General features: G+C 65.5%; 20 protein-coding genes. 6 read left to right on the top strand and 14 right to left on the bottom strand.

The window, feature by feature from the left end; all coding sequences use genetic code 11:
• Together ACCD03_RS03610 and ACCD03_RS03615 are read left to right on the top strand one after the other, a co-directional pair.
• Nucleotides 1–2,703: DUF2339 domain-containing protein (locus ACCD03_RS03610; RefSeq protein ID WP_413410890.1), on the top strand; the 2,703-nt coding region annotated here is incomplete at its 5' end.
• Nucleotides 2,700–4,022, top strand: coding sequence for a DUF3999 domain-containing protein (locus tag ACCD03_RS03615; RefSeq protein ID WP_413410891.1), 1,323 nt, complete (start codon nucleotides 2,700–2,702; stop codon nucleotides 4,020–4,022). The genes ACCD03_RS03610 and ACCD03_RS03615, both read left to right, overlap by 4 nt.
• Before the next feature lie 62 nt (nucleotides 4,023–4,084).
• On the opposite strand, the gene ACCD03_RS03620 is transcribed toward ACCD03_RS03615, so the two are convergent.
• From ACCD03_RS03620 to ACCD03_RS03665, 10 genes are all read right to left on the bottom strand, one after another.
• Nucleotides 4,085–4,468, bottom strand: a complete 384-nt coding sequence (locus tag ACCD03_RS03620) for an MAPEG family protein (RefSeq protein ID WP_182594423.1) — start codon at nucleotides 4,466–4,468, stop codon at nucleotides 4,085–4,087.
• Between the two features lie 76 nt (nucleotides 4,469–4,544).
• Nucleotides 4,545–4,766: an RNA-binding S4 domain-containing protein gene (locus ACCD03_RS03625; protein WP_045204544.1), complete on the bottom strand. Its 222-nt coding sequence runs from the start codon at nucleotides 4,764–4,766 to the stop codon at nucleotides 4,545–4,547.
• Between the two features lie 16 nt (nucleotides 4,767–4,782).
• A complete protein-coding gene (locus ACCD03_RS03630; protein WP_413410892.1) occupies nucleotides 4,783–5,346 on the bottom strand; it encodes a YceI family protein in 564 nt (187 codons plus the stop codon).
• Between the two features lie 44 nt (nucleotides 5,347–5,390).
• Nucleotides 5,391–7,142, bottom strand: coding sequence for a glutamine--tRNA ligase/YqeY domain fusion protein (locus tag ACCD03_RS03635; protein WP_325652698.1), 1,752 nt, complete (start codon nucleotides 7,140–7,142; stop codon nucleotides 5,391–5,393).
• Between the two features lie 62 nt (nucleotides 7,143–7,204).
• Nucleotides 7,205–8,227: a lipase secretion chaperone gene (locus ACCD03_RS03640; RefSeq protein ID WP_325652700.1), complete on the bottom strand. Its 1,023-nt coding sequence runs from the start codon at nucleotides 8,225–8,227 to the stop codon at nucleotides 7,205–7,207.
• 53 nt (nucleotides 8,228–8,280) lie between these two features.
• On the bottom strand, nucleotides 8,281–9,279 hold the full coding sequence (locus ACCD03_RS03645) for a lipase family alpha/beta hydrolase (protein WP_045204540.1): 999 nt from the start codon (nucleotides 9,277–9,279) through the stop codon (nucleotides 8,281–8,283).
• 191 nt (nucleotides 9,280–9,470) lie between these two features.
• Nucleotides 9,471–10,973 carry a tripartite tricarboxylate transporter permease gene (locus ACCD03_RS03650; protein ID WP_325652702.1) on the bottom strand — a complete coding sequence of 501 codons (1,503 nt, stop codon included), beginning with the start codon at nucleotides 10,971–10,973 and terminating at the stop codon, nucleotides 9,471–9,473.
• A gap of 19 nt (nucleotides 10,974–10,992) precedes the next feature.
• Nucleotides 10,993–11,415, bottom strand: coding sequence for a tripartite tricarboxylate transporter TctB family protein (locus ACCD03_RS03655; RefSeq protein WP_325652723.1), 423 nt, complete (start codon nucleotides 11,413–11,415; stop codon nucleotides 10,993–10,995).
• Between the two features lie 295 nt (nucleotides 11,416–11,710).
• On the bottom strand, nucleotides 11,711–12,163 hold the full coding sequence (locus ACCD03_RS03660; protein ID WP_413410893.1) for a DUF2214 family protein: 453 nt from the start codon (nucleotides 12,161–12,163) through the stop codon (nucleotides 11,711–11,713).
• A gap of 32 nt (nucleotides 12,164–12,195) precedes the next feature.
• The gene (locus ACCD03_RS03665) at nucleotides 12,196–13,416 is read right to left on the bottom strand and encodes a CaiB/BaiF CoA transferase family protein (protein WP_413410981.1); all 1,221 of its coding nucleotides are present in this window, start codon (nucleotides 13,414–13,416) and stop codon (nucleotides 12,196–12,198) included.
• Nucleotides 13,417–13,621: 205 nt separating this feature from the next.
• Here ACCD03_RS03665 and alaS point away from each other — a divergent pair, with 205 nt between their 5' ends.
• Nucleotides 13,622–16,264, top strand: coding sequence for an alanine--tRNA ligase (alaS, locus tag ACCD03_RS03670; RefSeq protein WP_413410894.1), 2,643 nt, complete (start codon nucleotides 13,622–13,624; stop codon nucleotides 16,262–16,264).
• Between the two features lie 79 nt (nucleotides 16,265–16,343).
• Here the strand turns inward: alaS and ACCD03_RS03675 are convergent, their stop codons facing one another.
• On the bottom strand, nucleotides 16,344–18,164 hold the full coding sequence (locus ACCD03_RS03675; RefSeq protein ID WP_325652708.1) for a glycosyl transferase: 1,821 nt from the start codon (nucleotides 18,162–18,164) through the stop codon (nucleotides 16,344–16,346).
• Nucleotides 18,165–18,576: 412 nt separating this feature from the next.
• Here ACCD03_RS03675 and ACCD03_RS03680 point away from each other — a divergent pair, with 412 nt between their 5' ends.
• From ACCD03_RS03680 to ACCD03_RS03690, 3 genes are all read left to right on the top strand, one after another.
• Nucleotides 18,577–19,692: a purine-nucleoside phosphorylase gene (locus tag ACCD03_RS03680; protein WP_413410895.1), complete on the top strand. Its 1,116-nt coding sequence runs from the start codon at nucleotides 18,577–18,579 to the stop codon at nucleotides 19,690–19,692.
• Nucleotides 19,689–20,729 carry a purine nucleoside permease gene (locus tag ACCD03_RS03685; protein ID WP_325652712.1) on the top strand — a complete coding sequence of 347 codons (1,041 nt, stop codon included), beginning with the start codon at nucleotides 19,689–19,691 and terminating at the stop codon, nucleotides 20,727–20,729. Before ACCD03_RS03680 ends, ACCD03_RS03685 begins: the two co-directional genes overlap by 4 nt.
• A 234-nt stretch (nucleotides 20,730–20,963) precedes the next feature.
• Nucleotides 20,964–23,072 carry a TonB-dependent siderophore receptor gene (locus ACCD03_RS03690; protein ID WP_413410896.1) on the top strand — a complete coding sequence of 703 codons (2,109 nt, stop codon included), beginning with the start codon at nucleotides 20,964–20,966 and terminating at the stop codon, nucleotides 23,070–23,072.
• A gap of 6 nt (nucleotides 23,073–23,078) precedes the next feature.
• On the opposite strand, the gene ACCD03_RS03695 is transcribed toward ACCD03_RS03690, so the two are convergent.
• The 3 genes from ACCD03_RS03695 to ACCD03_RS03705 form a co-directional block, all read right to left on the bottom strand.
• Entirely contained in the window at nucleotides 23,079–23,837 is a 759-nt protein-coding gene (locus ACCD03_RS03695) for a slipin family protein (protein WP_045204533.1), read from the bottom strand.
• Nucleotides 23,838–23,848: 11 nt separating this feature from the next.
• A complete protein-coding gene (locus ACCD03_RS03700) occupies nucleotides 23,849–25,255 on the bottom strand; it encodes an NfeD family protein (RefSeq protein WP_413410898.1) in 1,407 nt (468 codons plus the stop codon).
• Nucleotides 25,256–25,330: 75 nt separating this feature from the next.
• On the bottom strand, nucleotides 25,331–26,239 hold the full coding sequence (locus ACCD03_RS03705) for a LysR family transcriptional regulator (RefSeq protein ID WP_413410899.1): 909 nt from the start codon (nucleotides 26,237–26,239) through the stop codon (nucleotides 25,331–25,333).
• Nucleotides 26,240–26,248: the final 9 nt, after the last annotated feature.

Raw genomic sequence — 26,248 nt, forward strand, 5'->3', positions numbered from 1 at the left:
GCCGTTCGACCAGTCGCCCGAGGTAGCCATGCGCCCGCGCAGGCTGCCGTGTCGCCACAGCCTGCCACGCTGCAGGAACGTGTGGCGCAGCTTGAGCACGAGGTATCGCTCCTGCGCCGGCAGATGGCTGAAATCAAAAGTGGAACGTTTGCTGTGCCCGCCAACGTGGAGGCCGCTGCCGTTGAGGCGCTGCCGATCGTGGCCGACGGGTTGCCACCGGTGGAGACGCCTGCTGTGCCTGTGCCTGCGCCGCAGGTGGTGGCGCCGCAGCCAATGCCTCAGCCTGTTCCCCAGCCCGCGCCGGTCTTGGCGCCGCACGAGCCCGATTGGGTCGAGCGCGCCGTCGGCGCTGCCCGCGACTGGCTGCTGGGCGGCAACAGCGTGGTGCGGGTCGGCATCCTGATCCTGTTCTTCGGTGTGGCGTTCCTGCTCAAGTACGCGGCGGACAACAGCCTGCTGCCCGTCGAATTCCGGCTGGCCGGTGTGGCGGTCGGGGCGATTGCGTTGCTGGGCATCGGCTGGCGCCTGCGCGAAAAGCGTCCGGGCTATGCGCTCGTGCTGCAGGGCGGCGGGGTCGGCGTGCTGTATCTGACGGTATTTGCCGCCACGCGCGTGGTGCCACTGCTCAGCCCGGGGATGGCGTTTCCGCTGCTGGTGTTGATCTGCGCGCTGGCCGCTGGGCTGGCCGTCAAGCAGAACGCGCCGGCGCTGGCCTTTACGGGCAGCGCGGGCGGCTTTCTGGCGCCGATCCTGATCTCGACCGGGCAGGGCAGCCACGTGGCGTTGTTCAGCTATTACGCGCTGCTCAACGCCGGCATCTTCGCCATTGCGTGGTTCCGGGCGTGGCGGGCGCTGAATCTGCTGGGCTTCGTCTTTACGTTCGGCATTGCCACGGCGTGGGGCGTGCTGCGCTATCAGCCGTCGTTGCTGGCGAGCACTGAGCCGTTCCTGATTCTCTTCTTCCTGATGTATGTGGGCATTGCGCTGCTGACCGCGCTGCGCCGTCATATCAGCCTGACGAACTACGTTGACGGCACGCTGGTGTTCGGCACGCCGTTGGTGGCGATGGGTTTGCAGGCTGGGCTGGTGCACAACATTCCGTTTGCGATGGCGTGGAGCGCCACTGCGCTGGCCGCGTTCTATCTGGCAATTGCGGGCTGGCTGGCGCCCAGGCGCGCGAACCTTGGCCTGCTGTACGAGGCGATGTTCGCGCTGGGCGTCATCTTCATCACGCTGGCGATCCCGCTGGCCTTCGACGGGCGCACCACCAGTGCGGTGTGGGCGCTGGAAGGCGCCGCCGTGGTGTGGCTGGGCGTGCGCCAGCAACGTCGGCTGGCGCTGGCGGCCGGCCTGCTCCTGCAGCTCGCGGCGGGCGCAGCATTCGCCGTGGATGCCGTATTCGATTGGGCACCGCAGCACGGCTGGGCCGTGCTCAACAGCCGCTATATCGGCGGGGTATTGATTGCGCTGGCGGGCGTGTTCAGCGGCTGGCGCCTGCATGGCAAGGCGGAGGCGCGTGCGTGGCTGAAGGCAGCGCCGGTGCTCGGCGTTGTCGCGTCGGTGTGGGGCTTGCTGTGGTGGCTTGGCAGCGGCAGCAACGAGATCGACCGCTGGGCCTGGCGCTTCGCCAGCAAGACAGTCGATCGGCCCGACATTCCGCTGTATGCCGCCTTCGCCGTGCTGACGGCGTGGGCTGCGCATGGCCTGCGTCGCAAACTCGATTGGGCACTGGCCGAATGGCCCGCGCTGGCGTTGTCGCCGGTGCTCGCGTTGGTTTCGCTGGCTGCGATCGAGCACTGGGTGCCGTCACCGCTGGCCGGCTGGGGCGGGCTGGTGTGGATTGCGGCTGTGGCGCTGGCCTTCGTGCTGCTGCGCCGCCAGGAGCGCGACGTGAAGGACACCATCCTCGCGCCGCTGCATACCGTGCTGTTCTGGCTGATCTGCGGCGTACTGGCCACGGAAGGCTACTGGCGCCTCGATGCCTACGTGCCCGAGGGCACCTGGAGCTTCGCAGCGTGGGCCTATGCCTACGGCGCGTTGCTTGCCCTGCTGGCGGGCGCTGGCTGGCGCATCCGCTGGCCTATCGCCCGCTTCGAGCGCGCCTACCTGCTGTGGGGTGCCGCGCCGCTGGCTGCCCTGCTGTGGCTGTGGAGCCTGGCGAGCGCCGCCAGCGATGGCAATGCCGCGCCGCTGTTCTACCTGCCGATTCTCAATCCGCTGGACGTGGCGCAACTGCTGGTCTTCTTCGCCATCGCGTTGTGGATGCGCCGCGTGGCGCTGCAGAAGCTTGTGCCCGAGCCGATGGTGATCGGCTACGCCATCGGTGCGACGTTGTTCATCTGGGCCAACGCGGTGCTGCTGCGCACGCTACACCATTGGGCGCATGTTCCGTACACGCTGGACGATCTGGGCGCCTCCATGCTGGTACAGGCATCGCTGTCGATGTTCTGGACGGTGCTGGCATTGGCGGTGATGGTGTTTGCCACGCGGCGCGCCAGCCGCGCGCTGTGGTTCACCGGCGGGGCGCTGCTGGGCGTGACGGTGGTCAAGCTGTTCCTGTTCGACCTGTCACGCGTCACGGGTGTCGAGCGCATCGTGTCGTTTATCGGGATTGGCGTGCTGCTGTTGCTGATCGGCTATCTGTCGCCGTTGCCGCCGAAGCCCAAAACCAGCGCCGATGCTGAAACCGGGGAGGTTCTGTGAAGAAGGTTGTTCTTGCGATGGCTGCGGCGTCGCTGTTGTCTGCGCCGGCCTGGGCCGAACGCTTTGCGCTGACCGGCACGCCCGGCGCCCCGTACTACGCCGTCACGCTCAGCGAAGACGTCTACGCCCATGCGCACGAGGCCAACCTGGCCGATCTGCGCATCCTCAATGGCGACGGCGAGCCCGTGCCGTTCACCATCGACATCCCGCGCGATCCGGCGCCGCAGGCTCGCACGCTGCAGGACGTGCACTGGTTTGCCACACCCATCGACGATGCGCAGAAGCTGGGCGCCGCAGGTGTCGTGCTCGGTACCGATGGCGTGCTGCGTGCAACGGGCGCTCAGCTATCGCAGGCGTCTGTCCGGGCGTGGGTGGTCGACCTCAGCCAGCTTCGTGACACGGTGACGGCGCTGGTCGTCGCACTCCCGGCCGCCGAATTCCAGAGCGGTGTGAGCGTGCAGGCCAGCGATGACTTGCAGCACTGGAGCCCCGTCGCCCAGGCCACGCTGTTCCGTCTGTCCAATCAGGGCAGCACGCTGGTGCAGGATCGCATCGAATTCACGGGGCTGCGGGCGAAATACCTGCGCCTGACGTGGCAAGGCAAACCGCCTGTGCCGGATGCCGTGCGTGCAGAGTTGGCCGCCGGTGCGCCGGTGGCGCTTGCAGATAACGCCATCCAGTGGCGCTCGGGTCTGGCGCCAGTGCAGACGCCCGCTGCCGGCGATTACCAGTTCGATACTGGCGGCGTGTTCCCGGTCGAGCGCGTGAAGATCCATCTGCCGCAAGCCAACACCGTCGCGCAGGCGACGCTGTATGCGCGTGCCGATGCCCAGGCGCCCTGGCGGCCGGTGACCTCTGCGCGCCTGTTCCGGCTGGCGGGGGCCGACGGGAAGGGCGAGCAGGAAAGTGCGGCCATCACCGTACCTGCGACGGGCGAGCGCTATTGGCGTCTGCAAGTTGACACGCGCAGCGGCGGCCTCGGTGCCGGCGCGCCGCAGTTGGCGATCGGCTGGCGTCCGGCCACGGTCACGTATGCGGCGCGCGGCAATGTGCCGTTCATGCTGGCGGTGGCGGAAGTGGCGCGCGGCAATCCGGTCGCACGCGCGGATTTGCTCGCGGGTGCATCGCCCGCCATTGCGCAGGCACAGCTTGGCGCGATGAGCGATTCGCCTGCTGACGCGCTGACGGCAGAGCCACCGGGCGGCCGCAAGCGCCAGTGGGTTCTGTGGGGCGCCCTGTTGGCGGCGGTAGCGGTGCTGGGCGGCATGGCCTGGCGGTTGTTCCGCGCGCCGTCCGTGCCGCCGGATGCATCGACGTAATCGGCATCGCACAAAGAAAATGGCGCCACCTGGGCGCCGTTCTTTGTTGGCGGAGCGGATGCTCAGTGCGCGAAGGCGGGTTGAACGAACAGCGCAACGCACAAGGCAAAGCCCGCAAACCACATCAGCGAACGCAGCGGTGCCCAGTTGGCGAGATAGCACACCGTGTACAGCACGCGCACCACGATGAACGCGATGGCCAGCAGGTTGATGCGGTCGATGACGCCGCCGCCCAGGATGGCCACCAGCACGGCCACCGCAAAGAACGGAAACGCCTCAAAGTGATTCTGCTGTGCGGCTGCAGCACGGCCCGCTACGCCGGTTTGCTGTGCGAGCCACGCGCGCGGATTGCTGTTGTCGTACCGCGGGCCTTTGGCCTTGGCGATGCCGACGCACACGATCGGCAACACCGCTGCCACCAGAACGCACCAGAGGGCGATCGGCATGGTCAGTCTCCTGGATGTGGATGGTTGTGAGGGTGCCGCACCCTAGCATAAGGTGCGTTTTCAAACACCTAGCGCGTTAGTCGACACCCTGCACGGCAATGCGCACATCCCCGAGCATGACCACCTGGCCCGCCCGAATCTTGGCCGTCTTGCGCAACTCCGGCTGGCCGTCGACCGTGACCGCACCCTCGGCGACCACCGCCTTGCCGGCGCCGCCGCTGTCGACCACGCCGGTGAGCTTGAGCAGCTTGTGCAGCTCGATGTATTCGGTGGTCAGTGCGAAATCAATATTGGGCATAGAGGGATTGCGAGGTTTATTGAGGCGTGGCTTCCACGCTGATGTCGAGGTCGACGCGGTCGCCCACGTCGGGCAGAAAGCGCGTCATGCCGAAGGCGCTGCGGGCAATGGAGAGGTGGAAATCGCCGCCGCAGACGTGGCGCGTGCTGCCGGGCATCTTCTCGTCGCCACAACTGAAGCGGCGCACCTCCAGCCGCACCGGCTGCGTCACGCCGTGCAGCGTGAGTTTGGCCTCGATGGCGGCAAGCTTGCCGCCTTCCACGACAAAGCGGTCGCTGCGCAGGCGGATGACCGGAAACTGCGCGGCATCGAGAAACTGCTCGGATTTCAGCACACCGTCCAGCACCCGCAGGCGCGTGTTGACGGATGCAGCGTCGACGGTGAAATCGATGCCGCCTTGGTTGGTGGCTTCATCGAAGTTGATGGCGCCGTCGATCTTGTCGAAGCGGCCGCGCATCGTGCTCCGATCGAAATGCGATGCGCCGAAGTAGACCGATGTGTGCGTCAGGTCTGGCGCAAATGACGCGGCGAAGGCGGGAGTGGTTAACAACCCCGCCAGCAATAGGATCCATGCACGCATGATGCCTCCGATATCAGAGGCCCATGGCGCGCATGGGCCTGTGCTTACTTGCCCCAGCTGTCTTTCAGACCGACCACGCGGTTGAACACGGGCTTGCCCGGTTGTGAGTCGGTGCGGTCAGCCACAAAGTAGCCATGGCGCTCGAACTGGAAGCGATCTTCTGCCTTGGCCGTTGCCAGCGTCGGCTCCAGGTAGGCCGTGACGATCTTCTTGGAGTCCGGGTTGAGCGCATCCAGGAAGTTCTTGTCGCCCGAATCCGGCTGCGGGTCGCTGAACAGGCGGTCGTACAGGCGCACTTCAGCTTCCAGCGCATGTGCGGCGCTCACCCAGTGGATGTTGCCCTTCACCTTCACGCTGTCAGCACCCGGCGTGCCACTCTTCGTGTCCGGAATGATGTTGGCGTGCACGGCGGTGATGTTGCCGTCGGCATCCTTGTCGCAGCCGGTGCATTCGATCACATAGCCGTAGCGCAGGCGCACCTTGTTGCCCGGGAACAGGCGGAAGTAACCCTTGGGAGGCGTCTCGGTAAAGTCCTCGCGCTCGATCCACAGCTCTCGCGTGAGCGGGAATTCGCGGCGGCCGAGTTCGGGCTGCTTCGGATGCACGGGTGCGGAGCACGGCTCGTTGAAATCGGCCGGCACGTTGTCGAGCACCAGCTTGACCGGGTCCAGCACGGCAACCGAGCGCGGCGCACGCGCATCGAGGTCGTCGCGCACGGCGCCTTCCAGGATGCTCATGTCGATCCAGCTGTCGGCCTTCGACACGCCAACGCGTTCGCAGAAGAGCTGGATCGATTCCGGCGTATAGCCGCGGCGGCGGATGCCAACGAGCGTCGGCATACGCGGGTCGTCCCAGCCGTCGACACGCTTTTCCGTCACCAGTTGCAGCAGCTTGCGCTTGCTGGTGATGGCGTATGTCAGGTGCAGGCGCGCGAATTCGTATTGATGCGGCAACGGCGCGGGCAGCACGCCGGCGTCGCGCAGGTGGTCGAGCACCCAGTCGTACAGCGGGCGGTTGTTCTCGAATTCGAGCGTGCACAGCGAATGGGTGATGTTCTCCAGCGCATCGGAAATGCAGTGCGTGAAGTCGTACATCGGGTAGATGCACCACGCGTCGCCGGTGCGGTGGTGATGCGCATGGCGGATGCGGTACAGCACCGGATCGCGCATCACGATGTTGGGCGCGGCCATGTCGATCTTGGCGCGCAGCACCAGTTCGCCGTCCTTGTACTTGCCCGCGCGCATGTCGCGGAACAGCGCCAGATTTTCCTCCACCGAGCGATCACGGAACGGCGACGGCGTGCCCGGGCGGGTGAAATCGCCCCGGTTGGCGGCGATCTGCTCGGCGCTCTGGCTGTCGACGTAGGCCGCGCCACGCTGGATCAGCACTTCGGCAAAACCGTAGAGCTGCTCGAAATAGTCGCTGGCGTAATAGAGGTGCTCGCCGCCGGCGTCGCTCCACGAATAGCCGAGCCAATGCACGGCGTCGATGATGGAATCGACGTATTCGGTGTCTTCCTTGACGGGGTTGGTGTCGTCAAAGCGCAGGTGGCAGCGGCCGTTGTAATCCTTGGCCATGCCGAAGTTCACCCAGATGCTCTTGGCGTGACCAATGTGCAGGTAGCCATTGGGCTCCGGCGGAAAGCGCGTGACCACTGGTGGGATCGGCTGGCCGGTGGCGTCCTTGCGATTGGCGTAGGTGCCTTGCGTGAGGTCGCCGTCAATGATCTGGCGCAGGAAGTTGGACGTGGGGGCGGCGGCAGTCGACCCGTTGGCGGTGGCGTTGTCTTGGCTCATGGGAGTGCGTGATTCGGCAATCCCGCGATTTTACAGTGCCCGGCGGCTTACGCCCCCGGACGCTATTTGCGCTGGGCCAGGCCGTCGAGCGCCTGTGCGCGCAAAAGCTCATTCGAGGCGGTGAAGGTCTGCTGCCGGAGTTGCGCGATTTGCGCGGCGCGATCGGCTTCCGACAGGCCGGTAAAGGCGTTGATGCGATCGCGTTCGCGGGCGTAGGCGTCGTAGCGGTTGCGCCAGTCGGCTTCTTCGCGGTTGCCCTGGATCAGGCGGTCGGCCACGAGGCTGTCCACGCCCCGGGCTGACAGGCGCTGGCGCATCTCGGCCTCGCTCATGCCTTGCTTCGTCCACGTTTCCATGTCGCTGGCGAGCTTGAGCGGGGCGGAGGCATCGCGGCGCGCCTGCTGCACCGAGGGCGGCAGGTTGGCATCGATGGCGGCGATCCTGGCAGCGCGCTGCTCCGGCGTGAGCGACGGGTCCGCCATCACGGCCAAGCGGTCGAGTGCGGCCGCGTCCATCGCGTCGTCATCGCCGTACCAAGCCTGGGCGACGTCCGCACCCAGGTATTGGCGGCGCAGCGCGGTGCGCTCGCTCAACTGCTGGCGCAGCGTGGCGATCAGCTCCGGGCGCTGCTGGACTTGTTCGAGGCTCGGCTTATTGGGGCCGGTGGTGCCGTTTTCAGCCGCTGCCTTGCGATAGGCTAGGTAATGCTGCAACAGCGATTGCGCCTCCGCCAGCGCCGGCGTGATCAGCTTGGCGCGCAGATGCGCCTCGGCCATCGACACCCGCTGTGCTTCGGGCAGCGACGCGGGCACATCCAGGAAGTAGTCGAACACCGCGCGGTTGGCGGCTTCAACGATGAGGTGGCCGTGCGCATCGACGTGCAGGCCGTCCGGCGCCTGTGTGTCGGCCAGCTCGGGTGCAGGCGCGGCCGTCGTCAACGGTTCGCCGCCCACACTACCGATAAATGCGCCCTTGGCCGACTGCGGCTGCGATTCCGCAGGCATTTCCGGCCCGTCATACGTGTGCCACCAGTAGACCCCGCCCGCGACCGACACCGCCACCAGCACGGCAACAACAAACGTCATGGGTTGTATCGATGGCGATTGGGGCTTCATCGTGGCGTTCAGCGCGTCGAGGGTTAGAGACCTGCCGTCTTCAGCCGATTGGCTTGCGTGCGGATCACCGCAACGGGGTCCGCTGCGCCCCAGCCGATCAGGCCAAGCAACTGGTTGACCTCATCCAGGTGGTTCCACGCGTAATCTGTCGACAAGACCTGCCCGAACTTCGCGCTGCACACGGAGACGAGCCCATCGTTCGTTCCCGAGCCACGCGCCTGCATGACGCCGCCGCTGAACACCAGCACCGGATCAAACACGTCGAGAAGGTTGGTGGCGGTGGAGCGGCCCGTCCACGAATACAGCTTCTGCACGTTGCCGTTGCGCACGTCGGTGGCGCTGCCGGTGTTGCACCCGCTCGCCAGGCCCGCGCTCGGGAACGCCTTGTTGAAATCGGCCGCGCCCGACGTCGACAGGATATGCAGCGCCGCAAAACCGTTTTGCGGATTGCTGTTGCCGTTGAACCAGCCGAGCACCGAGCCGAATATGTCGGCACCGAGGTTCACGAGCGCTTGGAACGGAGCGGGTGTCGACTCCACAAAGTCCGCAAACTCCGACCCCTTGTGGGGCGTGCCGATGGTGGTGACGGAGGCCACCAAGTTCGGCACCACGGCGGCCGCATAGCGCGATGTCAGCCCGCCCTGGCTGTGTCCAATGAGGTTGACCTTGGCCGCACCCGTGGTGGCCAGCACGCTGCGGATCTGGCTGACGAGCTGTTCGCCGCGCACGGTTTCATCGTTGAAGGCGGATACATCGGCCACGTAGACATTGGCGCCGTTGGCGCGCAGGTCTTCGGGGATCTGGTACCAGTAATCGACCACGCCGAGGAACTTGCTGGTGCCCGAGAGGCCATGCACCAGCACGATCGGGTACTTGGTGGCGGCATACGTGCTGGCGGCCTGGGCCGGTGCGGCCGCACCCAAGGTGAGGGCGGATGTGGCCAAGACGGCGGCTGCAGCGTGCGTGCGCAGGAAGCTGCGCGCTGATCCATAGACAGCATGGAGCAGGGAAGTCTGTGTCATTCGGTTGTCTCCTGGACATAGGATAGGTGGTCGACCTCTGTGGGCCGATCGCCCTCCGTTATCCGAAGCGCCGTGTCCAACGTCAACTGGAGTGGAGGTTTGGCTCTAATGCTGCGCTGCCGCGTGCGCAAACAAAAACCGGAGGGCGGGCCTCCGGTTTCGTAGGGTGCGATGCAGCAACGTCGCCGTTCTTATTCTTCTTGAAACGCCTCCTCGCGTTTCCTGTTGATAGCCGGCAGGGCCACCAACAAGATCAGGATGCCCGCTGCAATCAGCAGCCCCAGCGACAGCGGCCGCGTGACGAAGGTGGAGAAATCCCCGCGCGAGAGCAGCAGCGCGCGGCGGAAGTTTTCTTCCATCATCGGCCCCAGCACGAAGCCGAGCAGCATGGGCGCCGGTTCGCAGCGCAGCTTCACGAACATGTAGCCGATCAATCCGAAGAGCGCCGTCTGGAAGATATCGAACGTTGTATTCGACACCGAATACACGCCAATGCAGCAGAACACCAGGATGGCCGGATACAGGAAGCGATACGGCACCTTCAACAAACGCACCCACACGCCGATCATCGGCAGGTTCAGCACGATGAGCATCAGGTTGCCGATCCACATCGAGGCGATCAGGCCCCAGAACAGCGCGGGGTTGCTGGTCATCACCTGTGGGCCAGGCTGGATGTTGTGGATGGTCATCGCGCCCACCATCAGCGCCATCACCGCATTGGGCGGAATGCCCAGCGTGAGCAACGGAATGAAGGATGTCTGCGCGGCAGCGTTGTTGGCCGATTCCGGACCGGCCACACCCTCGATGGCGCCCTTGCCAAACTCGTGTGAATACTTCGACGTCTTCTTCTCCAGGGAGTACGACGCGAACGACGCCAGCGTTGCGCCGCCGCCGGGCAGGATGCCCAGCAGCGAGCCGAGCGCCGTGCCACGCAGCACGGCCGGGATCATGCGCTTGAAGTCTTCGCGGCTGGGCCAGAGGTTGCGCACGTGCTCGACAAAGGTTTCGCGGTGCTCCTTCTGTTCGAGGTTCGCGATGATCTCGGCAAAGCCAAACACGCCCATCGCCACCGACACGAAGTTCAGCCCGTCGGCCAGTTCCGGCACGTCAAACGAATAACGCGCGGTGCCCGAGTTCACATCGGTGCCGACCAGACCGAGCAGCAGGCCCAGCACGATCATCGCGATCGCTTTGATGAGCGAGCCCGAGGCCAGCACCACCGCCCCGATGAGCCCCAGCACCATCAGCGAGAAATACTCCGCCGGCCCGAAGTTGAACGCGAATTCCGACAGCGGCGTGGCAAATGCCGCCAGCACCAGCGTGGCCACGCAGCCAGCGAAGAACGAGCCCAGACCCGCGGTGGCCAGCGCCACGCCTGCGCGCCCCCGCCGGGCCATCTGATAGCCGTCAATGGTGGTCACGACCGATGACGATTCGCCCGGCAGATTGACGAGGATGGCCGTGGTGGAGCCGCCGTACTGCGCGCCGTAGTAAATGCCGGCCAGCATGATGAGCGCGGCCACCGGCGGCAGCGCATACGTGGCGGGCAGCAGCATCGCGATGGTGGCGATGGGGCCGAGACCAGGCAGTACGCCGATCAGCGTGCCAAGCACGCAGCCGATGAACGCGTAGATCAGGTTCTGGATGGAGAGCGCGGTGGAGAAGCCGAGCGCGAGATTGGCAAAGAGATCCATGGTGTCGTCCGCGTCCGGCTCAATTGCCGATGAAGGCGGGCCACACCGGAAACTGCAGCTTGAGCCCGTAGACAAAGGCCGCGAGGCTCATCACCACCATCACGATGGCGGTGCCGACCGCGCCTTTAAGCGTGAACTCGTGGCTCGCCATGCTGGAGACCAGCACGAGCACCACAATCGAGAGCACCAGCCCAAGCGGTTGCAGCAGCAGCCCGAATAGCACCACGGAGCCGAGAACCCACAGCAGCGTTTTGACGTCCCAGCGCGGAATGCGATCGATCACGCCCTTGCGCGAGAGGGATTGCACGACCACCACCACGCCCAGCAGGACGAGCACAACGCCTAGCCAGAACGGGAAATAGCCCGGGCCCATGCTGCTGGCAGTCCCCATGCGGTAGCTGCGCGCCAGAATGGCAAACGCTGCACCGGCGACGATGAACATGACGCCGGATGCAAAGTCCTGGTGACTGCGGATCACCGGACGACCTTGTGGATCGTTCTGCAAGTCTGGTCTCCTAGGGGTGGCGTGCAGCGCCGGGTATGGCAGGCCACCTTATGCCTTGTAAGGCGGCCAAGTTTGCACGCTAAGCAGACCGGCTTTCAAGCACCTTGCGGAGGGGAAGGCGGGCCTTCTCATGGCCCCGCGCGGCGCCTGGGCAAACGATTCAGGGTTTGTCCCTAGCGTTGCCTTGGGGAAAACTTGGGGCCGAGCAATGCGGTTGCGCGGCCCTGTGTATTTACATGCCGATACCGCGCGCCATCAACACAGCCGCCAGCGGAATGAAGATGATCAGGTGCGACTCGATCATGACCCAACGCCGCGTTTTTGCAATTTCCGCGGCCGTGGGCACGAAGTTGGGCAGCGTCTTACCCTGCTTCTTCCAGCGCAGGATCGTGACAGTCGGAATGATCGACATCAGGCCGATCAGGATGAACAGGCCGACCTTGACGTGGAATACCGGGTTGTGAACGTAGAACGCGTAGCCTTTGGCACCATAGAACACGCGCAGCAGCCCCGTTATCAGCACCGCGAGGGCGGCAAACCCGAACACGGCGTCATAGCGCGCCAGGCGCTTGCACGTCTCGGGCGTCATGTCCGGGCGCAGTACCACGGCCTCGGCGGTGAGAAAGACGATCAGCGTGAAGATCGAGATGTAATGCAAGTAAGCCAGCAACGCATCAAGCCACATGAGGACCTCGTCTTGGGTGGAAGAAGTTGCGATTAGATGACGCCTTGCGCGCGCAGTGCTTCGATCTGCTCGGGCGAGAAGTCGAGCACGTCGCGCAGCACGGTTTCGGTGTGTTCGCCCAGCAGTGGCGGGTGGCTCGCGGCCTTGGGCGGCGTGGCGCTCATCTTGACCGGGCTGCCGACCAGCTTGACCTTGCCGGCGCTCGGGTGAGGTAGGTCGACGCGCAGGCCGCGCGCCTGTACCTGCTCGTTGTCGAACACCTCGTCGAGCGAATTGATCGGGCCGCACGGCACGCCGGCGGCTTCGAGCTTGTCGATCCATTCGCCCTTGCCGAAGCGTTTGACCATCTCGGCCAGGATCGGCACCAGCACGTCGCGGTTGGCCACGCGCTGCGGGTTGGTGGCAAAGCGCGGGTCGTCGGCCAGTTCGGGCATGCCGCCGGCGTCGACAAAGCGGCGAAACTGGCCGTCATTGCCGACCGCCACGATGATCCAGCCATTGGCGGCCTGGAACGTCTGATACGGCACGATGTTCGGGTGCGCGTTGCCCCAGCGCTTGGGCGCCTGACCGCTGGCCAGATAGTTCGTGTTCATGTTCGCCAGCATCGCGACCTGCACGTCGAGCAACGCCATGTCGATGTACTGGCCCTCGCCGGTGCGGTCCCGATGGGCAAGGGCGGCCAGCACGGCCACGGTGGCGTACATGCCGGTCATCAAATCCGAAATGGCCACGCCGGCCTTCTGCGGGCCGCCGCCGGGCAGGTCGTCGCGCTCGCCGGTCAGGCTCATGAAGCCTCCCATGCCTTGGACGATGAAGTCGTAGCCGGCACGCGCGGCGTAAGGGCCGGTCTGGCCGAAACCTGTGATGGAGCAGTAGACGAGGTCCGGCTTAACGGCTTTGAGCGATGCGTAGTCGAGCCCGTATTTCTTGAGCTGGCCGACCTTGTAGTTTTCGAGCACCACGTCCGCATGTGCCGCCAGTTTGCGGACGATGTCCTGGCCCTCTGGCGTGCTGATGTCGACGGTGATCGAGCGCTTGTTTCGATTGGCCGCTAGGTAATAGGCGGCTTCAGCGGTGTCCTGGCCGGCTTCGTCCTTGAGCCACGGCGGGCCCCATGTGCGCGTGTCGTCCCCGGCACCGGGGCGTTCTACCTTGATGACATCGGCGCCGAAATCGGCAAGATTCTGCGCGCACCAGGGGCCGGCAAGTACGCGGGTCAGGTCGAGAACACGGAGATGGCTCAGAGCGCCCATGGATTGACGAATCGACACGATTGGAACGGGTGCACTCTACACCACGCCCCGGCAGGGCCCCAGCCCCATGCGTCCAACCGGGGAAAATGCGGCGCAGAATGGGCGCGACCCGGGCGCGAACCCCGTATAATCAACGGTTTGCACTAATCCAAGGCGCTCAGGGGCGGATGCTCCAAGGCGCAATGCTGACTCGGCACCCCGCGACATGAAAGCCTCCGATATCCGCCAAAAATTCCTGACCTTCTTTGAGGGCAAGGGCCACACCGTGGTGCGCTCCTCGCCGCTGGTGCCGGGCAACGACCCGACGCTGCTGTTCACCAACTCCGGCATGGTGCAGTTCAAGGACGTCTTCCTTGGTACCGACAAGCGCCCCTACGTGCGCGCGGCCTCCGTGCAGCGCTGCCTGCGCGCCGGCGGCAAGCACAACGACCTGGAAAACGTCGGCTACACCGCGCGCCACCATACGTTCTTCGAAATGCTGGGCAACTGGTCGTTCGGCGACTACTTCAAGCGCGATGCACTCGTGTGGGCGTGGGAGTTGCTGACCCAGGAATACAAGCTGCCGGCCGACAAGCTGTGGGCCACCGTCTACCAGACCGACGACGAGGCCTACGACATCTGGACCAAGGTGATCGGCCTGCCGCCGGAGCGCGTCGTGCGCATCGGCGACAACAAGGGCGCGCCGTACGCCTCCGACAACTTCTGGCAGATGGCAGAAACTGGCCCGTGCGGCCCGTGCTCGGAAATCTTCTACGACCACGGCCCGGACGTATGGGGCGGCCCCCCGGGAAGCCCGGAAGCCGACGGCGACCGCTACATCGAAATCTGGAACAACGTGTTCATGCAGTTCGATCGCCAGCTCGATCCGGCGACCGGCGAATACACGCTGACCCCGCTGCCCGCACCGTGCGTCGACACCGGCATGGGCATGGAGCGTCTGGCCGCGATCCTCCAACACGTGCACAGCAACTACGAGATCGACCTGTTCCAGGCGCTGATCGCCGCCGCCGCGCGTGAGACCAACACCAAGGATCTGGCCAACAACTCGCTGCGCGTGATTGCCGACCACATTCGCGCGTGCTCGTTCCTGATCGTCGACGGCGTGATCCCGGGCAATGAAGGCCGCGGCTATGTGCTGCGCCGGATCATCCGCCGCGCCATCCGCCATGGCTACAAGCTCGGCTGCCGCGCCGCGTTCTTCCACAAGCTGGTGGACGATCTTGTGGCGCAGATGGGCGAAGCCTATCCGGAACTGCGTGAGGCACGCGACCGCGTGGTCGAGGTGCTGCGCACGGAAGAAGCCCGCTTCTTCGAGACCATCGAGCACGGCATGTCGATCCTCGACGCTGCGCTGGGCGAGCTGAAGACCTCGGGTGCCAAGATGCTCGACGGCGAACTCGCCTTCAAGCTGCACGACACCTTCGGTTTCCCGCTGGACCTGACGCAAGACGTCTGTCGCGAGAACGACGTGATCGTCGACGAAGCTGCCTTTGACGCGGCCATGAACCGCCAGCGCGAGCAGGCACGCGCGGCCGGCAAGTTCAAGATGGTCGCCGGCACGCTCGACTACACCGGCGACAAGACCACCTTCCACGGCTACGACCAGCTCGTGCGCGAAACCGCGCGTGTGACGGCGCTGTTTGTCGACGGTGCATCGGTGCAGGAAATGCACCCGGGCCAGACCGGCGTGGTGGTGCTGGACCACACCCCGTTCTATGCGGAATCGGGCGGCCAGGTTGGCGACCAGGGCACGCTCAAGGCTGCGACCGTCTGGTTTGACGTGGCGGACACGCTCAAGGTGCAGCCGGAAGTGTTCGGCCACCACGGCGAGCTGCGCACCGGCGTGCTGAAGGTTGGCGATGCCGTGGCGGCAGAAGTGGACGCTGTGCGCCGCGCGCGCACCATGCGCAACCACTCGGCCACCCACCTGATGCACAAAGCCCTGCGTGAAGTGCTGGGCGGCCACGTGCAGCAGAAGGGCTCGCTGGTCGATGCCGACAAGACCCGCTTCGACTTCTCGCACAACGCGCCGATGACGCCGCTGCAGATTCGCGAAGTGGAAGCGCGCGTCAACGCAGAAATTTTCGCCAACGCCGCGACGAGCGCCCAGCTCATGGGCTTTGACGATGCGGTCAAGAACGGCGCGATGGCGCTCTTCGGTGAAAAGTACGGCGATGAAGTGCGCGTGCTGTCGATCGGCTCCTCGAAGGAACTGTGTGGCGGCACGCACGTGGCGCGCACGGGCGATATCGGCCTGTTCAAGATCGTGAGCGAATCAGGCGTGGCAGCGGGCATCCGCCGCGTGGAAGCGATCACCGGCGACAACGTGCTGCATTACCTTCAGACGCTCGACACGCGCATCAACGAAGCGGCCGCCGCACTGCGTGCGCAGCCGTCGGAGCTGACGCAGCGTATCGGCCAAGTGCAGGATCAAGTCAAGACGCTGGAGAAGGAGCTGGAGCGCCTGAAGTCGAAGTTGGCCGCAAGCCAGGGCGACGAACTGGTGAGCCAGGCGGTGGACGTTGCCGGCATCAAGGTGCTGGCCGCCAAGCTGGATGGCGCCGATGCCAAGACGCTGCGCGAGACCATGGACAAGCTCAAGGACAAGCTGCAGACCGCCGCCATCGTGCTGGGCAGCGTCACCGACGGCAAGGTTGCGCTGATCGCTGGCGTGACGGCTGACGCCACGGGCAAGGTCAAGGCCGGCGAGCTGGTCAACTTTGTCGCCCAGCAGGTCGGTGGCAAGGGTGGTGGCCGCCCGGACATGGCACAAGCCGGCGGCACGGAGCCGGACAACCTGCCGCAGGCGCTGGCGGGTGTGGCAGCGTGGGTGCAGCAGAAGGTCTGATGTAACGCCTTCGCATCGGATGCGCTGAACGGCGCGCGTTCCCGGCAACGGGGCGCGCGCCGTTTTTGTTTTGGGGCGATCAGCGAGGCGGCGTGGTGTCCAGCCGGAAGACGCGCAGCCGTTCATTCCGATCGCCATGGCGGGCGCCCGACCAGAATTCAGTCCATTCCTCTCCGGGCGTTCGCGCGTGCGCATGGCTGTCCTGGACGATCAGCCATCGGCACGTGTGGGCTGTGGATTGTGCAACGGGCCGGTGCAGGATGCCGGTGAAGTAGCGCAGCATGGGTGCTTCCGATTCGCCCAGATGCAGGCTCGCCATGCAATCGTCGGTGCGCCATGCCAGCGCCAGCTTGGCACTGAGGCTCTCGAACACAGAGCGATAGCTCTTGGCCTCGTCCAGCCAGGGCAGCAGCAGGGTGCCGATTAACCCCCAGCCGACCAGGGCGCCGGCCGCCCACGACAGCGCGCCGCGCCATGCGCCGGCTTGTTTCAGCCGTGGCAGCAGCCAGAGCCATCCCCCTGTCAGGGCGAGTGCTGCGGTCACCAGCGTGGGGTCGAGCGGCAAGGTCCAGTCGACCGGCAACCAGCGGTCGAGCCAGCGCAGGCCTGCATGCGATGTGTTTTCCGTCATGACGGCCCATAGCAGCCATGCGAGCAGCAAGATGCTGCCGAACAGCGCGCGGCTGAGGTAGTCCCACATGGCGTGCGCGCGCATCGGCAGCCGCCCGATCGCTTGCTGGCCCAGCAGCGAGAGCGGCACGATGAACGGCAGGAGATACAGTGGGCGGGCGGTCGCCGAGACTTGGAGTGCCAGCAATCCAACTGCCGCGAATACGAGCGGCAGCATCACGTGCGGTGTACGCCAATCTCGCCATGCGCCACGGGCCAGCGCGACGAGCGCGAGTGGGCCGGCCGGAAACCCGATGGTCAGCAGCGAATGCCAGACGTAGAACGGATCGTCGTTCTCCGCGCCCAGCACGGGTACGGAAAAGCCCAGGAAGCGGCCGATGTTGTTGTCCCAGAACCAGACGTGGAAGAGATCTGGCGCGCGCAGGTAGAAGAGCGTCGGCCAGATCGTGGCGAATGGAAGGAAGACCAGCACCGCCGTGCCGAGTTGTCGCACAAACGCGCGACTGCGGCACGCGGGAAGCAGCACGCACGCGCTGGCGATGGTGATGCAGAACACCAGCGGAATGAATACGCCCTTGGCCAGCAGCGCCATCCCCATACCGATGCCGAGCAGCCATGCCGCGCCGCGAGAACGCGTTGCGGGCAGCGCGCATTCGAACAACCCGCAGAAGCCGATGGCAGTGCCCGCCAGCAACGCCACGTCGGTGATCATCTCGTGCGCGTGCTTGACCACGATCAGCGAGCCTGCGCACAGCGCCACCGTGCCCAGCACGCGTGGGTCCGTCCATGAAGAGGCACCTGTCGCCGCCCGTGCGAGCCGCGCGGTAAACGCAAGGGCCAATCCGGCAAACAGCGCACTAGCAAGCCGCGCGGCGTCATGCGCGGGCAGCACGTCACCCAGCAGCCAGACCAGCGCGCTTGCTGCCCACGCATAAAACGGTGGTTTCTCGACAAAGGGTTGGCCGGCGCTGACCGGCACGATCGCGTCTCCGGTTTCCACCATGTGCTGGACGATGCCGAACGTATAGGTCTCGTCCTGCTTCCACGGGTCGTGGCCGAGGGTGCCGGGCAGCAGGTAGGCGCAGGCGATCAGGGCGACGAGAAGCCATTTGCGCAACGCTTGCCATGGCCATACGCGCACTGATGGTGAAGTGGGTGCGAGCACCCCGCCTGCGGCAAGCAGGGCAGGGTTTGCCGTGAAGTCACGCGCGTGCGTGGTCGCGGCGGGCGTGGGTGCGCTCCGCCGTCCAGGGCGTGTGGGTTCCTGCATGGTGCGAGGTTTCCGGTTTGCCGGATGCGGCCCGGAAGGTGGCCGGCCGATCGGCTTGGATGACTGACAGAACGCCCCGATCCGGTCTGGGTGGGGCGCTGTGCAGTACATCACGCACAACTTACGGAGACCCTGAGCGCCGCGTCGCAAACCTGAGCAACGGATTTCCATGGGGCAGGCCGCGCGGCTTTCGGGGCACGACGCGCCCCGCGTTGGGGCTTGTCTGCGCCGTGAGAACAAGCTCGGGAACGCGGCCCGGCTGGAGACAGGCCCCGCCATGGCCTATACCGGGAAAACGTTGCCGATTGTGTAGGGATTGTGTGCCGCTTGGCAGGCAATTTGCATCGGTGGCGCGTGCTGTTCCCCACAGCGCGGGTTGATCCCATTCCTATCCCCAAATCCGAGGAGAACCATGAGCGTCCTATCTGACAAGGTCGACGCCCCGCCACCGCAGCCGCCGCACCGGCTGCTCGGGCGCAAAGGCAAACGATTGGCGCGTGCCGTCGCGGTTGGCGCCTTGCTGGCGGCAGGCGTCGGTGCATCGACACAACCGGTTGCGCAACTTGCGCCGGAGTCGCACGCGCGCAAGGTCAAGGTGCTGATCATCAGCATGTTCGCGCCCGAGGCACAGCCGTGGATCGACAAGCTGGGCCTCACGCAAGACGTGCCGGTGCCGGGCCTGTCGATCGACTACCCGAACGTGCATTGCAACGCCAGCGACGTCTGCCAGCTCACCACGGGCATGGGCAAGGCAAATGCCGCGTCGTCGGTGTCGGCGCTGATCTACAGCGGCAAGTTCGACCTGCAGCGCACGTACTTCCTTGTGGCGGGCATTGCCGGGATCGATCCGTCGCAGGGCACGCTCGGCAGCGCTGCGTGGGCGCGCTTCCTGGTCGACAGCGACATTGCCTGGGAGATCGACGCGCGCGAGGTGCCCGCCAACTGGCCCAACGGCTTCATCGGCATCAACACGCAGGGCCCGGGGCAGAAGCCGCCGCTGGATTACAAGACCGAAGTCTTCCGCGTGAACGAGGCGCTGCTACAGAAGGCGCTGGCGCTTTCCAAGGGCGCCGTGTTGGACGACAACGCAACTGCACGCGCCTATCGCGCCAACTACCCGAGCGCGCCGGCCAACCAGCCGCCTTCTGTCGTGCAATGCGACACCGCTGCCGGCAACACGTACTGGCACGGCGCCAAGCTGGGCGAGCGCGAAGCGGCATGGGTCAAGCTGCTGACGGACGGGCAGGGCACGTACTGCACCACGCAGCAGGAAGACAACGCCACGTTCGAGGCGCTCACGCGTGGCTCCAAGGCGGGGCTGCTCGACCTGCAGCATGTGGCCGTGTTGCGCACTGCATCGAACTTCGACCGGCCGTATCCGGGGCAGACGCCGTATGACTCGCTGGTCAACAGCAACTCGGGCGGGTTCGTGCCGTCGCTCAACAACCTGTATCTGGCGGGCGGCCCGCTGGTCAACGAGATCGTCACGCGCTGGAGCGTGTGGAAACACGGAGTGCCTTCGCCATGATCGATTCCCGACTCAAGACACCCATGCGATCCATCGCCAAGCTCTGCGCCGTCGGTGCCGCAGCGCTGACCTTGAACAGTTGTGCGTATGACGGGGTGAAAGTCATCGTCATCAACATGTTCCAGGGCGAGGCACAGCCCTTCATCGACCGCTACGACCTGAAGGAGAAGGTCTACATCTCAGGCCTGTCGCCCGACGCGCCCAACATGCTGTGCAATTACGACGGCATCTGCCAAGTCACCACGGGCATGGGCTATGCGAATGCCGCGTCCACGATTTCCGCGTTGCTCTATCGCAGCAAGCTGGACCTCTCGCACACCTACTTTGTGATTGCTGGCATTGCGGGCATCGATCCGGGCCAGGGGACTGTGGGCTCGGCGGCGTGGGCGCGGTATGCGGTTGATTACGGCCTCTCGCACGAGATCGATGCGCGCGAGATGCCCGCAGGCTGGCCCTACGGCTACTTCGGCATCGGCACCAAGGGCCCGGGCGAGAAGCCGCCGATGGACTACCGCACTGAAGTGTTCCAGCTCAACGAGACGCTGCTGCAGCGGGCCTACACGCTGTCAAAATCGGCGACGCTGGAAGACAGCCCCGAGGCCATCGCGTTCCGCAAGAACTACCCTTATGCGCCGGCCAATCAGCCACCTGCCGTCATCCAATGCGACGTGGCCTCCGCCGACACTTGGTGGGCCGGCCGCAACCTGGGCCAGCGGGCGCGTGACTGGGTGAAGACGATGACCGACAACAAGGGCACGTACTGCACGACCGCGCAGGAGGACAACGCCACGCTGGAAGTGCTCACGCGCGGCGCCCGTGCGGGCAAGGTCGACTTCAGCCGCGTGGCATTGCTGCGAGCCGGGTCCGACTTCGATCGCCCCTACGATGGCCAGAGCGCCTCCGACGGGCTCATCAACTACGCGCAGCAGGGCGGTTTTGTGCCGGCCACGCACAACCTCGTCAATGCGGCCAAGCCGTTGCTGGACGACATCGTGCAGCACTGGCCGCAGTGGAAGCAGGGGGTACCGGCGAATTAACAGTTGCTGACATCACATCTCAATCTATATAATGCGAATCATTCTCATTTGATGGGTGGCGATAGGCAACTTGCCTGACCGCTGACCATCGCTCTTGCCGGGCGAGCCAGCGGGTTTCCACCTGCCAGCCAACGGATCGACGCGCCGCGTGATGTTTTGCGGCGCGTTTTCTCTTCTCTAAGCGCATTTCCGCGCGCCCGGTTTCGCTAATCCTGATTGACCCTGTTGCCTGCGATGAACCGTCATCTCGCGGCCCGCGCATTCTCCTGCGCGCTCGCCGCCATTCCTCTCGCCGTTTCTACATTGACGCATGCCGAAGAGAGCCAGCCGGCCGCAGGTGCCGCCACGGTCGACCTCAACGAGACGACCGTCACGGCAGGCAGTCAGCGCGGCTTTGCGGCCAGCACTGCGCAGGTCGGTGCATTCCGCGGTATGGCGCTGCGCGACATCCCTGCTACCGTGAATGTGGTCACGCGCGAGGCGCTCGACGCGCAGCAGGACACGTCGCTGTACGACGCGCTGCGCAATACGGCGGGCGTGACGCGCCAGCAGCTTTCGGGCGAGACGTTCGATAACCTCGCCATCCGCGGCGTGACGCTGGAGAACCGCACCAATTTCCGCTTCAACGGCTCGATGCCGATTCCGGCGCTTACGGCAATCCCGCTTGAGGACAAGGAACGCGTGGAAGTGCTCAAGGGCGTGTCAGCGCTGTATTACGGCTACACCACGCCGGGCGGGGTGGTGAACCTTGTCACCAAGCGGGCGGGCAACACGCCGGTCACCACGCTGGGCATGCAGTTCGACAGCAACGGCACCGTGGTCGGCACGCTCGACGTGGGGCGCCGCTTTGGTGAAGACAATCAATATGGCCTGCGCATCAACGCGGCGGGCGGCTCGCTGCAGTCGCCGACGAGCGGCATTGACGGCACGCGCCAGCTTGCCGCTGTGGCTTTCGACTGGAAGGTCAACAGCCGCCTGAGCCTGAAGGCCGACGTGGAATACTCGCGCAAGGTCATCACGGAGCAATCGGTGGTGACGCTGCCCGCTGCCAAGAACGGCGTCATCACCTTGCCGGCCATGCCCGATCCGGCCAAACGCATTTCACCGGGGTGGGCCGACTTTGACGGCAACAACACCAATGCGTTGCTGCGTGCCGATTACGCACTCGCCGATACGTGGCTGCTGACGGTGGAGGGCGGCATGTCGGAGACGGCGCGCACGCGGGCGTTTTCGGAATTTCGCCTGACCAACGCGGTGACGGGCGCCGGCACAGTCTCTGGCCAGCGTCAGAGCGGTCGGTGGAATACAAGTCACGTGCGGGTGGACGTTTCCGGCACCGAGAAGACGGGTTGGATCACGCATGACCTGACCTTCGGCATTGCGCGATCCGACATGCGCCAAGCGGCGGTGTTCTCGGACCGCTTCTCCGGCGCGCAGAATCTGTACAACCCGGTCGACCTCGGCTGGTTGCCGACCACCGGCACGGGCTTCACCGCCGAGCAGCGTGCCGTGGATACGGGCGTCTACGCGCTGGACCGCATGACGCTGTCGCAGCACTGGCAGGTGATCGCCGGCCTGCGCTACACGCGCTACACCAGCGAGCAGGCGCCCAACCGCTACGAGGCCAGCAAGACCACGCCGCTGGGCGCCGTCATCTACAAGTTCACGCCGGCGCTGTCGGCATACGCGTCGTACGCGCAGGGTTTGGAGGCCGGTGCGCGTGCGCCCAACACGGCCGCCAACGCCAATGTGGCCATGCCGCCTGCGCTGTCCGAACAGAAGGAAGTGGGCATGCGCTATGAAACACCGGCCGGCACGCAGCTCGCCGCCGCCGTGTACGACATCGACCGCGCAGCGAGCTACACCAACGACGCGAACGTCTTCGTGCAGGACGGGCGCGAGCGCATTCGCGGTATCGAGCTGACTGCCCAGGGCCGCGTCACCAAAGACCTGTCGCTGCTGGCTTCCGCCGGCTGGACGGACGCGAAGTTTCGCGGTGTCGGTAACGGCCTCGACGGAAAAACGCCGGAGAACACGCCGCGCAGCACTGCCAGCTTCTTTGCCGAATACACGTTGCCGATGCTGCGGTCGGTCTCGTTCAACGCAGGCGCCTATTACCTTGGCCCGCGCCCCGTGAATGATGCCAACCAAGCGGAACTGGGCGGCACGACGCTCTTCAGTGCAGGCGTGCGTTACGTGACGCGCATCTCGGGCAAGCGGGCAACGCTGCAGTTCAATGTCGACAACCTGACCGACAAGCGCTACTGGGCGGGCGCCGGCAACAATCGCTTGTCGATGGGCGCGCCGCGGCTGTTCAAGCTCGGCATGAAGATCGATTTGTGATGCGTGTCAGCCGCTGACGGCTTTCTTCACTGCGCCCAGCACTTCCATCGGCAGCGGAAAGACAATCGTCGAACTTCTGTCACCTGCGATCTGCGTGAGCGTCTGCAGATAGCGCAACTGGATTGCTTCCGGCTGCTGGGCCAGCATGCGTGCGGCTTCGAGCAGCTTTTCCGACGCCTGCAGCTCGCCTTCCGCGTGGATGACTTTGGCGCGGCGTTCGCGTTCGGCCTCAGCCTGCCGGGCGATGGCGCGGATCATCGATTCGTTCAGGTCAACGTGCTTGATCTCCACGTTCGCGATCTTGATGCCCCAAGGGTCGGTCTGGATGTCGAGCACCTTCTGGATGTCGAGATTGAGCTTTTCGCGCTCGGCCAGCATCTCGTCCAACTCGTGTTTGCCGAGGATGGCGCGCAGCGTCGTCTGCGCGAGCTGGCTCGTGGCTTCCAGATAGTTGGCTACCTGGATGATGGCGCGCTCCGGATCGACGACCCGGAAGTACACCACCGCATTGACCTTGACCGATACGTTGTCGTGCGAGATCACATCCTGGGGCGGCACGTCCATCACCACCGTGCGCAAGTCCACGCGCACCATTTGCTGGATGGCCGGCACGATGAGCACCAGCCCCGGCCCTTTCACGCGCCAGAAGCGGCCGAGCAGGAACACCACGCCGCGCTCGTATTCGCGCAGCACCCGAAACGACGAGATGACCAGCAGTACGGCCAGGAAAATCAGGCCGCCTGCACTGAAGAAGCCGTAGAGCATTTTTCTTCTCCTTATGAAGACGCGGCGAGGGGGGCGACGGGTTCGACCATCAGTGTCAGCCCATGCCGGGCGATCACACGCACCTGATCGCCACGCGCGATGCCGCCGTCACAGCGCACGCGCCAGCGCTCGCCATGGATGCGTGCCCAGCCGTCGCTATCGGCATCGGCATCCGGTGTATCGACGTCCAGCACTTCGCCTGTCATGCCGATGAGCGTATCGCCGCCGCTCACGATCGGCCGCCGTCGTGCACGCACCGCCAGGCTGGAGATCGCTAGAACAACGGTCAGGCTCACGAAGGCCAGTCCGATGATGAGCGGCAGTGGCACGCCAAAGCCCGGCGTTTGCGTATCGATCAGCATTACTGCGCCCAGCACGAACGCAACGATGCCGCCCACGCCGAGCGCGCCGAACGTCGGCAGGAATGCTTCAGCAACCATGCAGCCGAGGCCGAGCGCGATGAGGGCAAGGCCCGCGTAGTTGATCGGAAGCATCTGCAGCCCGTAGAGCGCCACCACGATGCACACTGCGCCGAGGATGCCGGGCACAACCATGCCCGGCGTCGAGAACTCGAAGATCAGTGCATACACGCCCGCCGTCAGCAGCAACAGCGCCAGGCTCGGGTCGGTGATGACGCCGAGGAAGTGGTTGCGCCAGTCGGGCTCCAGCGTGACGATCGCGGCCTCTGCCGTATGCAGCGTGACCACGCCGGCGGACGTGCGCACCGCGCGGCCGTCGACTTGCTTGAGCAGATCAGGAAGGCTCGCCGCAACAAGGTCGATCACGTGCTGGCTGGCGGCTTCGGGCGCGTCGAGGCTCACGGCTTCACGCACGGCGCGCTCGGCCCATTCCGCATTGCGACCACGCAGTTGCGCCAGCCCGCGGATGTACGCCGCCGCGTCGTGCATCTGCTTGCGGGCGAGGGTGTCTTCGTTGCTGGAAGAGGCGGCTGGCGCGCTGGCCGGTTTGGCGCCGGGGCTGGGTCCGGGTTCGGGGCTGGGAGCGTGGCCGCCCATGCCGATCGCCACCGGCGACGCCGCACCCAGGTTCGTGGCGGGCGCCATCGCGGCAACGTGGCATGCATAGAGGATGTAGGTGCCCGCGCTCGCTGCCCGCGCGCCGCCGGGGGCCACGTAGCCTGCCACCGGCACGGGCGACGCAAGGATGGCCTGAATGATCTGGCGCATCGACGCGTCGAGGCCGCCGGGCGTATCCATTTGCAGAACAACCAACTGCGCCCCTTGATCGTGCGCCTGTTGCAGGCCGCGGATCACATAGGCTGCGCTGGCTGGCCCGATGGCACCGGTGACCGGCAACACCACGACCGGCGCGGCTGCCACGGCAAGGCTGGTCCAGACCGCGGCGATGACCGCTGCCATCCCTCCTATCCAACGCCGCATCCGCAACGACGGTCGCATTCGCGCCTCCGTCCGTGATTGCCGCGGTTGTTGCCTGATCAGACCTGCGGCACGGTCCCGATATCCGCTTTCAGTTTAGGCGGCAATGGCCTCGCGCGTGGGTGCGCTTGGCGCTGGTTGCGGCTCGCCCAGCAACTGAACCAGCGCCTGCAGGGCAGGCCCTGCCATGTCGCGGTGCCAGGCAAGTAGCGTGTCGACACGGCCCGGCTTGCCCAGCACGTGGATGCTGATTTCCGGGGCATTCGTATACAGCTCAAGCACCGAGCGCGGCACTAGCGCCACGCCAATGCCCGCCGCCGCGCAAGCGATGATGGCGTGATACGAGCCAAGCTCCAGCACCCGGGACGGCACTACGCCGTCGGCGGCGAACCAGTCTTCGATCAATTGCCGATAAGCGCAGCCGGGTTCGAACGCGAGCATGCCGGCGGTCTGCACATCCATAGCGCGGCGGATGGGCGGGTGGGCGCGGTGAGCAATCAGCACCAGCTCTTCCGCAAAGGCCGGCAGCGTCGTCATGGCGGCGCGCGTGTTATTCAGGCACGCTGTCTCGGCAACGAACGCGCAATCGACTTCAAAGTTCGACAGCGCCTGGAGGGACTGGCGCGTGGTCATCGTCACCAGTTCGAGTTGCACGCGCGGCCAGCGCTGATGCAGCGTGGCGAGCAGGGCTGGAAGGCGGCTGGCCGCCGTGCTTTCCATCGAGGCGATGCGCAGGCGCCCGTGCGGCTCGCGCGGTTGCACGGCCTGGCGTGCTTCTGCGGCTAGGCGGAGGATGTCGTCGGCGTAGGTCAGCAAGGTCTGCCCGGCCGGCGTGAGCACCATGCGCTTGCTCTCGCGCACGAACAGTTGCACGCCCAGCGAGGTCTCGAGCTGGCGGATGCGTGTCGTCACATTCGACTGCACGCGATTCAGCTGCTGGGCCGCCCGCGTGACGCCGCCTTCCCGCACCACCGTTCGGAAGATCTCGAGCGAGGACAGATCCATGATGTATCT

Source organism: Ralstonia sp. Ralssp135 (assembly GCF_047304345.1).
Classification (GTDB): domain Bacteria; phylum Pseudomonadota; class Gammaproteobacteria; order Burkholderiales; family Burkholderiaceae; genus Ralstonia; species Ralstonia chuxiongensis.

Excerpts from the sequence above, each read along its gene's own strand:
- ACCD03_RS03620 (WP_182594423.1), bottom strand. The coding sequence starts at position 4,468 with ATGCCGATCGCCCTCTGGTGCGTTCTGGTGGCAGCGGTGTTGCCGATC.
- ACCD03_RS03625 (WP_045204544.1), bottom strand. The coding sequence starts at position 4,766 with ATGCCCAATATTGATTTCGCACTGACCACCGAATACATCGAGCTGCAC.
- ACCD03_RS03630 (WP_413410892.1), bottom strand. The coding sequence starts at position 5,346 with ATGCGTGCATGGATCCTATTGCTGGCGGGGTTGTTAACCACTCCCGCC.
- ACCD03_RS03635 (WP_325652698.1), bottom strand. The coding sequence starts at position 7,142 with ATGAGCCAAGACAACGCCACCGCCAACGGGTCGACTGCCGCCGCCCCC.
- ACCD03_RS03640 (WP_325652700.1), bottom strand. The coding sequence starts at position 8,227 with ATGACGTTTGTTGTTGCCGTGCTGGTGGCGGTGTCGGTCGCGGGCGGG.
- ACCD03_RS03645 (WP_045204540.1), bottom strand. The coding sequence starts at position 9,279 with ATGACACAGACTTCCCTGCTCCATGCTGTCTATGGATCAGCGCGCAGC.
- ACCD03_RS03650 (WP_325652702.1), bottom strand. The coding sequence starts at position 10,973 with ATGGATCTCTTTGCCAATCTCGCGCTCGGCTTCTCCACCGCGCTCTCC.
- ACCD03_RS03655 (WP_325652723.1), bottom strand. The coding sequence starts at position 11,415 with ATGTTCATCGTCGCCGGTGCAGCGTTTGCCATTCTGGCGCGCAGCTAC.
- ACCD03_RS03660 (WP_413410893.1), bottom strand. The coding sequence starts at position 12,163 with ATGTGGCTTGATGCGTTGCTGGCTTACTTGCATTACATCTCGATCTTC.
- ACCD03_RS03665 (WP_413410981.1), bottom strand. The coding sequence starts at position 13,416 with ATGGGCGCTCTGAGCCATCTCCGTGTTCTCGACCTGACCCGCGTACTT.
- alaS (WP_413410894.1), top strand. The coding sequence starts at position 13,622 with ATGAAAGCCTCCGATATCCGCCAAAAATTCCTGACCTTCTTTGAGGGC.
- ACCD03_RS03675 (WP_325652708.1), bottom strand. The coding sequence starts at position 18,164 with ATGCAGGAACCCACACGCCCTGGACGGCGGAGCGCACCCACGCCCGCC.
- ACCD03_RS03680 (WP_413410895.1), top strand. The coding sequence starts at position 18,577 with ATGAGCGTCCTATCTGACAAGGTCGACGCCCCGCCACCGCAGCCGCCG.
- ACCD03_RS03685 (WP_325652712.1), top strand. The coding sequence starts at position 19,689 with ATGATCGATTCCCGACTCAAGACACCCATGCGATCCATCGCCAAGCTC.
- ACCD03_RS03690 (WP_413410896.1), top strand. The coding sequence starts at position 20,964 with ATGAACCGTCATCTCGCGGCCCGCGCATTCTCCTGCGCGCTCGCCGCC.
- ACCD03_RS03695 (WP_045204533.1), bottom strand. The coding sequence starts at position 23,837 with ATGCTCTACGGCTTCTTCAGTGCAGGCGGCCTGATTTTCCTGGCCGTA.
- ACCD03_RS03700 (WP_413410898.1), bottom strand. The coding sequence starts at position 25,255 with ATGCGACCGTCGTTGCGGATGCGGCGTTGGATAGGAGGGATGGCAGCG.
- ACCD03_RS03705 (WP_413410899.1), bottom strand. The coding sequence starts at position 26,239 with ATGGATCTGTCCTCGCTCGAGATCTTCCGAACGGTGGTGCGGGAAGGC.